The organism is Streptomyces sp. NPDC054840 (assembly GCF_053611065.1).
In genome coordinates this window covers 1-8504 of record NZ_JBSGZP010000298.1, presented here as the reverse complement: position 1 = coordinate 8504, position 8504 = coordinate 1, and the positions used below count along the sequence as shown (strand labels likewise).

Below are 8504 nucleotides of genomic sequence, written 5' to 3'. Positions count from 1 at the left end.
CCCTTGTAACCGCCACCCGAGCTGCCACCACGGGAACCGCCGGAGCCACCGCCCTGGTAACCGCCGCCCGAGCTGCCACCACGGGAACCGCCACCCTGGTAACCGCCACCCGAGCTGCTACCGCGGGAGCCGCCGGAGCCGCTGCCACCGCCGGAGCCGCTCCCGCGGTAGCCACCGCCGCTGGAGGAGCCGCCGCGGGAGTTACCGCGCCCGCCGCCACCGCCGCCGCTGTTCCTGTTGCCGCCACCGTTGCCGTTGCCGCTGCTTCGCATCAAAGTTCCGTCGTCTTGTCGTCGTCTGCATCTGTGTCCGGTGCGTCCGGATCGAACGACGGAACACCTTCCTGCGTCTCGGCTTCGATCGCCTCCGCCTCGGGGAGGAAGGGCGCGAGCTCCGGGAGCTCGTCAAGGCCGCGCAGGCCCATCCGCTCCAAAAAGTGGTTCGTCGTCCTGTACAGGATCGCACCTGTTTCGGGTTCCGTCCCCGCCTCCTCCACCAGACCCCGCTGGAGGAGGGTCCGCATGACCCCGTCGCAGTTGACTCCGCGGACCGCCGAAACCCGTGATCGGCTCACCGGCTGGCGGTACGCGACGACCGCCAGGGTCTCCAGGGCCGCCTGGGTGAGCCGGGCCTGCTGGCCGTCCAGCACGAAGCCCTCCACGGCAGGTGCGTACTCGGCCCGGGTGTAGAACCGCCAGCCGCCGGCGACCAGCCGCAGCTCGAAGCCCCGGCGTGCGGCCGTGTACTCGTCGGCGAGCTCCCGCAGCGCCCGCGCGACCTCGCGCGGGGTGCGCTCCAGCACCTTGGCCAGGTGCGCCTCGGTGGCCGGCTCGTCCACGACCATGAGCACGGCCTCCAGGGCCGGCTTCAGCTCCAGCGCGGCCACCGCGCTCACCTCGCCGTTCAATCCTTCGCCTCCACGATCCGGTCGAACTCGTCCGTCACGGTCGGCATGCCGTCACCGTCCCCGCCGCTCCAGCGCACGGTGAGGGTCCGCAGGGCCTCCTCCTGGTCGAGGACGACCGCCTTCTCCCGGTAGAGCTCCAGCAGGGCCAGGAAGCGCGCGACGACCGTCAGCGTGTCCTCCGCGTCCTCGGTGAGCTCCTGGAAGGTGGCCTCCCCGCGCGTCTTCAGCATCCGCACCACCAGACCGGCCTGCTCGCGCACGCTGACCAGGGGCGCGTGGATGTGGTCCACGTACACCTGGGGCTTGGCCTTGGGCTGCATGGCCTTCACGGCGAGCCGGGCGAACCCCTCCGGCCCGATGCTGATGACGACCTCGGGCAGCAGGTCCGCGTGGTGCGGCTCCAGCCCGACCGTCCGCGGGTACCGCCTGCCCTCGGCCTCCGCGCGCCGCTCGAAGATCTCGGCGATCTGCTTGTACGCGCGGTACTGGAGCAGGCGCGCGAAGAGCAGGTCCCGGGCCTCCAGCAGGGCCAGGTCCGCCTCGTCCTCGACCTCGGCGGCCGGCAGCAGCCGGGCGGCCTTCAGGTCGAGCAAGGTGGCGGCGACGACGAGGAACTCGGTGGTCTGGTCGAGGTCCCAGTCGGGCCCCATGGCGCGGATGTGCGCCATGAACTCGTCGGTGACCTCGGACAGCGCGACCTCGGTGACATCGAGCTTGTGCCGCGAGATCAGCTGGAGCAGCAGGTCGAAGGGGCCCTCGAAGTTGGCGAGCCGCAGGGTGAACCGCCCGTCGCCGCCCCCGGGGCTCGCGCGCCCGGGGAGTACGGCCACCTCGGCGTCCGCGACCGGTTCAGGATCGGGAGCCGGCTCGGGGACCGGCTCGGGGACCGGCTCGGGCCGCGGCCCGGGGGGCTCCTGCTGCCCGCCTGCGGGCCCGGTGGAACGTTCCGGCTCCGTACCCTCCACCGCGGGTGCGGGGCGCGCAGCGGGCGCCTCAGGGGCTTCGGTGCCCGCCCCGTCGCGCGCGTCCGGCTGCCGGGCCGCGGCGGGGGCGCCCGGGCCGCGGCCCAGGACGCGCCGGGTCGGTCGGCCGGAATCGGCGGGCAGGGGCATCGCTGTCCAGGAGGTGCAAAGAGGCGGGCGTGGGGCCGGGCGCCATGCCGCGGCCAGCAGCAGCCTACGGGCTTGCCCGCGCTCCCCGGCGGACCCCGCCCGGCACCGTGCCACGCCGCCGCAGCGGCGCTCCCCCGCCCGTACAGGCACCCTGCGGGCGTGTTCTCACGACGGGGAGAGGTTCCGGAGCGGGCCGCCGATCGCGGAGACCCGGTCACCGGGCGGACGGCCTCGGGGCCCGGCCTCCGGGGTCGGGTCTCCGGAGGAGGCGTGCCGCGGGCCGCGCCGCGACGGGCGGGCGGTGCGGAGGACGGGGGCACCGGGAGGGGCCCCGCAGGGCGGTCAGCGGCCGCGCAGGCGCCGTACGAGGATGCTCGCGTCGCCGCGGGATTCGAGATCGGCGAGGACGACCGCGACCGCCTCGCGGACGATGCGGCCCCGGTCCACCGCCAGCCCGTGCTCCCCGCGCAGCACCAGCCGCGCGTGTTCCAGGTCCATGAGCTCCTCGGCGGAGACGTAGACCGTGATCTTCTCGTCGTGGCGCTCGCGGCCGCTGGGGCGCCGGTTCGCGCCCCTGCCCTGCCCCTTGCCCCGGCGGCCCGCGCCGGCCGGGGCCGACCCCATGCCGCCTGACGGGCCGGCAGAACCTTCCTGCGGCCGCCTGGGCTGCCCCACGACGGGCCCGCCGGCCTCCGCGGCCTCCCGGCTGCGGCCCTCACTCCCCTGGCCCGCCGCCGACGTGGCCGGGTGTTCCGCGGTGGGCGCCTCCTCGACCCCGCGCCGCGGCGAGGACGACTGGAGCGCCATCCCCCCGGTCGTACGGAACAGTTCGTCGGCTCCGGGCAGACTCACTCGGCGTGACACCGGGCGAGCACCTCCCTGGCCAGCTGGCGGTAGGCGGCGGCGCCGACGGAGTTGGAGGCGTACGTCGTGATCGGCTCACCGGCGACCGTGGTCTCCGGGAAGCGCACCGTGCGGCCGATGACCGTGTGGTAGACGTGGTCGTCGAAGGCCTCGACGACGCGCGCCAGCACCTCACGGCTGTGCACCGTGCGGGAGTCGTACATCGTGGCGAGGATGCCGTCGAGCTCCAGCTCGGGGTTGAGCCGCTCCTGCACCTTCTCGATGGTCTCGGTCAGCAGCGCCACGCCGCGCAGGGCGAAGAACTCGCACTCCAGCGGGACGATGACCTTGTGAGCCGCCGTCAGGGCGTTCACGGTCAACAGACCGAGCGAGGGCTGACAGTCGATCACGATGTAGTCGTAGTCGGCCAGCAGGGGCTTCAGGGCCCGCTGCAGGGTGGACTCGCGCGCGACCTCACTGACCAACTGCACCTCGGCAGCGGACAGGTCGATGTTGCTCGGCAGCAGGTCCATGTTGGGGACCGCCGTCTTGAGCAGCACCTCGTCGGCCGACATGCCCCGCTCCATGAGCAGGTTGTAGACCGTCAGGTCGAGTTCCATCGGGTTCACGCCGAGACCCACGGACAGCGCGCCCTGCGGGTCGAAGTCGACGAGCAGCACGCGGCGCCCGTACTCGGCGAGCGCGGCACCCAGGTTGATGGTCGACGTGGTCTTGCCCACGCCGCCCTTCTGGTTGCACATCGCGATGATCTTCGCCGGACCGTGGTCGGTCAGCGGACCCGGGATCGGGAAGTACGGGAGCGGGCGTCCGGTCGGGCCGATCCGCTCACGGCGCTGACGGGCAGCGTCGGGGGCGAGAGTGGCCGCGTACTCGGGGTCCGGTTCGTACTCCGCGTCGGGGTCGTAGAAGTGCCCCTCGGGCACATTGTCGTAGTCGGCGAAACCCACGGGCTTTTCGCCGCTCAGGTCGCCGGCCCTGGAGTTCACGTCTAGGCCGTCCATGCTCTTTTGGGGCGTCGTCATGTGCTGGTGGTTTGCGAAGGTGCGTACTGCGACGGAGCCGACAGCTTCGAGCCCGGTAGGGCCCTGGCCCCGCTCAGGCATCCCTGCTCGACCACCTCCAGGAGCAAATGTCGACTCATTCACAAGTCGTCTTACCTCCTCGGACGTGACCAGGACACTTATCGATAGGTCAGCGTGGCACCATGCCGACGGTTGGCGACTCTATGGCGTGTCACCGCTCAGCGGCAACACAATCCGCCGGACCCGGCACGATGTGTCGGCAACCGAACACCACTCTGTCAAGGGCGCACGAGCTGTCGCTGGGAAGTTTCGCTGGTGCGCGAAAGGGTTAAAGGGTTACGTTCGAGGCGAGTTGAGCGGGGTCTCGGGGCACCGCGCAAAACACGCCCGGCCGGACCTTGCGGGCAAGGTCCGGCCGGATACGTGAGATTGACGTCAGTCGTTGACGTGTCAGCCGAGCAGCGTGCTCAGCTCAAGGGTCTCGAGGCCGTGGGCCTCGGCGACGGGACCGTAAACGACCTGGCCGTCATGGGTGTTGAGACCCAGCGCGAGGGCGGCGTCACGACGCAGCGCCTCGACCCAGCCGAGGTTGGCGAGCTGCACGATGTAGGGCAGCGTCGCGTTCGTCAGCGCGTAGGTGGAGGTGTTCGGCACCGCGCCCGGCATGTTGGCGACGCAGTAGAAGACCGAGTTGTGGACCATGAAGGTCGGCTCGGCGTGAGTGGTCGGACGGGAGTCCTCGAAGCAGCCGCCCTGGTCGATCGCAATGTCGACAAGGACACTTCCGGGCTTCATCTTGGCGACGAGCTCGTTGGTGACCAGCTTCGGGGCCTTCGCACCCGGGATCAGCACCGCGCCGATGACGAGGTCGGCCTCGACGACGGCCTTCTCCAGCTCGTAGGCGTTGGAGACGATCGTCTTGATCTTCGTACCGAAGATCTTGTCGGCCTCGCGGAGCTTGTTGATGTCGCGGTCGAGCAGGGTCACGTGGAAGCCCATGCCGATGGCGATCTGCGCGGCGTTCCAGCCGGAGACGCCGCCGCCGATGACGACGCACTCGCCGGCGTGGGTGCCGGGAACACCACCCGGGAGGACGCCGCGGCCGCCGGCCGAGCGCATCAGGTGGTAGGCGCCGACCTGCGGGGCCAGGCGGCCCGCGACCTCGGACATCGGGGCGAGCAGCGGAAGCGCGCGGTTGGCGAGCTCGACCGTCTCGTAGGCGATGGCGGTGGTGCCGGACTCCAGCAGGGCGTCCGTGCACTCACGGGAGGCCGCCAGGTGCAGGTAGGTGAAGAGCGTCTGATCCTTGCGGAGGCGGTGGTACTCCTCGGCGATGGGCTCCTTGACCTTGAGCAGCAGGTCGGCGGTGGCCCAGACCTCGTCGGCGGTGCCGAGGATCTCGGCGCCGGCCGCGACGTACTCGGCGTCCGTGATCGAGGAACCCACACCGGCGTTCCGCTCGATGAAGACCTGGTGGCCGTTGCGGACCAGCTCATGCACGCCGGCGGGCGTGATGGCGACCCGGAACTCGTTGTTCTTGACCTCGCGGGGGATGCCGACCTTCATCGTCGATCACGGTCCTTGGCTCAGGGGATATTCGGGGGTACTTCCATACATACCCGCCCACAAGAACGCGCAACGGGATGCACCACAGGATGACGTGGTGAAGCCAGTCTAATGAAGGATGAGTCGCTGTCTAGCCTTGCAAACAAATAATCTCAGTCGGAATCACTACGGATTTCGCAGGCTGCGGGGTCATCTCCCAGCAATCTGTCGGCTGCGGAGCGGTGCAGCCTGGCAGCCGCGGGGTCTCCCAGTCTGTCCAGCGTGTCGGCCAGCCTGACCTGCAGTGCGGCCTGAAGTCGCTGGTCCCCGGCCCGGCGTGCGAGCTCCACCGCCTCGCGGCAGGTGTGCAGCGATTCCTCGGGCCGGCCGGCGTACTCCTGGACCCGGGCCATCTCGCTCAACGCCTTTGCCTGACCGGGGACATCGGCCAGCTTCCGGTAGCCCGCGGCGGCGGCGCGCCAGCTGCGCAGCGCGTCCCCGTACCGCCCCGCGTAGGTGTGGACGTTCCCGAGCCGCCCGTACAGCCGGGCCTCGTCCGCCCGCTCGCCCCGCGCCAGGGCCTGGGACAGCGCCCGGCCGAACCAGTCGGAGGCCCGGTGCCAGTCCGCCAGCTCCTGGTAGGCGCCTCCTACGGATTCCATCGCGCGGCCCGTGGCGTACGGATCCATCGCCGCCCGTCCCGCGTCCAGCGCGGCCCGGTAGCGCTCCAGGGCCTCCTGCGTCCGGCCGGTCTCGGCGTCCAGGTCGGCGAGGTTCAGCAGCGCGGCGGCCCGCTCCCGGTGCAGGTTGCGGCGCTCGGCCACGTCGAGGACCAGCCGGTGCAGCCCGTACAGCTCGGGTGCGGCCCCGGCCGTGCCCCGGTGGTCCGCCAACGCCCGGACGAGGGCCGCGACCAGCCGGCGGGCCAGGGTGTCGAGCCCGCCGTCGGCCACGGCCAGGGAGGCGGCCGCGTTGAGCGCGGGCAGCCGGGTGTCCAGCCAGGTGGCGGCGGCCCACCGGTCGGGGAACCGCAGGGCGCGCGGCAGGCCGTCCAGCAGTTCGCGGAGGTCGTCCTCGACGGCGGCGTCCACCCCGGGCTCCTCGGCCTCGGCCATGGCCCGGCAGGAGTGGAGCAGCCGTACGGTGCGCTCCAGCATCCGGGCCCGGGCCAGCTGAACCTCGGCGGGGCGCTCCTTGGTCTCCAGAAGGGCCTGGAGGAGCGGCGCGAGGCAGCCGGGCAGCAGGAAGAGGCCGTCGCTGGAGGGGCGGACGAGGCCCAGCCCGGCGAAGTCGTCGAGGGTGGACTGGGCGGCGGCCACCGAGCAGCCGGCCAAGGCGGAGGCGGTGTGCGAGTCGACGATGCCGGCCGGGGCGAGCGGCAGCAGCCGCAGGGTCCGCTGGGCGGGCTGCGGCAGGGACTCGTAGACGAGCCGGAAGCCGCGGGCGAGCGGGCCTCCGGTGGTGGCGGGCATGTCGTGCAGCTGCTTGGCCACGTCGGCGACGGAGGCCTTGGGGTGGGCGGCGAGCCACCCGCCGACGAGGACGAGCGCGGCGGGCTGGCCGCCGCACTCCTCGGCGAGGGTCTCGGCGGCCCGGGGGTCGGCGGTGACCCGGGTGTCGCCGATGCGCTGGGCGAGCAGTCCCACGGCGGAGGGGGTGTCGAGTCCGCCGAGGGTGCAGGGCCGGACGTCGGGGATGCCGGTGAGGGGCCCCTCGGCGGTGACGACGACGAGGCACTCGGGGGTGTCCGGCAGCAGGGCGTCGACCTGCTCCGGATCGACGGCGTCGTCGACCAGGATGATGACCCGGCGGCCTTGGAGGGCGGTGCGCAGGACAGAGCTCAGCTCCTCCTCCCCGGCTCCGGGCGGGGTGGGCCGGCCCAGCCCCTCCAGCAGGCTGCGCACGGCCCGCTCGGTTGCCACGGTCGCGCCGCCGGGGGCGGTGAGGCGGGTGCGGAGCACTCCGTCGGGGTACTCCTCGGCCACTTCCCGCACGAAGGCCTCGGCGAGGGCCGTGCGCCCGGACCCGGGCCGCCCGGCGACGAGCAGCACCCGGGCCCGGGGCGACTTGGCCTTGCGGCCGGAGAGGGTGTCGAGCCCGGTTCGCGCGATGTCCTCGCGCAGCTCCTTGAGCTCACGCCGCCGCCCGACGAAATCCGCCACGGATCCGCTCCTCTCCCTGCCACCGGATTGCGAGCGTAGTTCACGCAGAGCGACGACCCTGGTGGAGCGCGGCGGGCAAATCCCCCAATCGGATCAGCAGATGGGCCTATTTTCTTACGCCCCGCTCGCACGGCGCCTCCCCGGCGGGCCTGCCGCCGGGCCCCGGGCCCCTCCCGCGGTACGGGAGGGAGGGCTCCGACGACAGGTCCTACGCCTCGTACGGGCGGGCCGGCCAGGGGGCGAGGGCCGGGCGCAGGGCCTCGATGCCGCCCTCGGAGGCAAGGGCCGCGGCCAGGGCCAGTACCCCGGTCACCAGTCCCGGGTTGTGCAGCTCGCCGGCCAGGACCCCGCGGACCAGGTCCGCGAGCGGGACCCGGGCGATCTCCATGTCCGCCTCCTCGTCGGAGACCTCGTACCGCTTTCCCTCGGCCTCCGCCAGATCCCGCGCGAGGAAGATCCGGACGGCCTCGTCGGATCCGCCGGGCGAGGTGAAGAAGTCGGCCAGCACCCGCCAGTCGCCCGCCTTGGCGTGCGCCTCCTCGTACAGCTCCCGCTGGGCGGCGTGCAGCGGGTTCTCGCCGGGTACGTCCAGCAGCCCCGCCGGGAGTTCCCACAGCCGGTGCCGCACCGGATGGCGGAACTGCTTGAGGACCAGCACCCGCTGCTCCTCGTCGAGGGCGAGGACGCACACCGAGCCCGGGTGCACCTGGTAGTCGCGGCGCACCACCATGCTGTCGGGCATCCGGACCTGGTCCGAGCGGACGGCCGTCTTCGCGCCCTCGAACGGGGTCCGTGAGGCGACCACCTCCCACGACTCCGGTGTGTCCACGATGTCGTTGCCCATGGCCATGGCCGATACCTTCCCCGAGAACGCGACAGCCGGGGCACGATC

Annotated in this window: 8 protein-coding genes; all 8 read right to left on the bottom strand. The window is 72.3% G+C overall.

Annotated features, from left to right (window positions below; translation table 11 throughout):
- Positions 1 to 272 (bottom strand): hypothetical protein (locus ACWGIU_RS21125; protein WP_453707980.1); only part of this gene is annotated, 272 nt, incomplete at its 3' end.
- Positions 272 to 844, bottom strand: coding sequence for an SMC-Scp complex subunit ScpB (scpB, locus tag ACWGIU_RS21120; RefSeq protein WP_372499813.1), 573 nt, complete (start codon positions 842 to 844; stop codon positions 272 to 274). The genes scpB and ACWGIU_RS21125, both read right to left, overlap by 1 nt.
- Before the next feature lie 59 nt (positions 845 to 903).
- Entirely contained in the window at positions 904 to 2019 is a 1116-nt protein-coding gene (locus tag ACWGIU_RS21115; protein WP_453707978.1) for a segregation and condensation protein A, read from the bottom strand.
- 342 nt (positions 2020 to 2361) lie between these two features.
- Entirely contained in the window at positions 2362 to 2883 is a 522-nt protein-coding gene (locus ACWGIU_RS21110) for a hypothetical protein (RefSeq protein WP_453707976.1), read from the bottom strand.
- A complete protein-coding gene (locus ACWGIU_RS21105) occupies positions 2868 to 3986 on the bottom strand; it encodes a ParA family protein (protein ID WP_078851667.1) in 1119 nt (372 codons plus the stop codon). The genes ACWGIU_RS21110 and ACWGIU_RS21105 overlap by 16 nt, the downstream gene beginning before the upstream one ends.
- A gap of 369 nt (positions 3987 to 4355) precedes the next feature.
- Positions 4356 to 5471, bottom strand: coding sequence for an alanine dehydrogenase (ald, locus tag ACWGIU_RS21100; protein WP_453707974.1), 1116 nt, complete (start codon positions 5469 to 5471; stop codon positions 4356 to 4358).
- Between the two features lie 152 nt (positions 5472 to 5623).
- Entirely contained in the window at positions 5624 to 7612 is a 1989-nt protein-coding gene (locus tag ACWGIU_RS21095) for a tetratricopeptide repeat protein (RefSeq protein WP_453707972.1), read from the bottom strand.
- A 208-nt stretch (positions 7613 to 7820) separates the two neighbouring features.
- Entirely contained in the window at positions 7821 to 8456 is a 636-nt protein-coding gene (locus ACWGIU_RS21090) for an NUDIX domain-containing protein (RefSeq protein ID WP_453707981.1), read from the bottom strand.
- Positions 8457 to 8504: the final 48 nt, after the last annotated feature.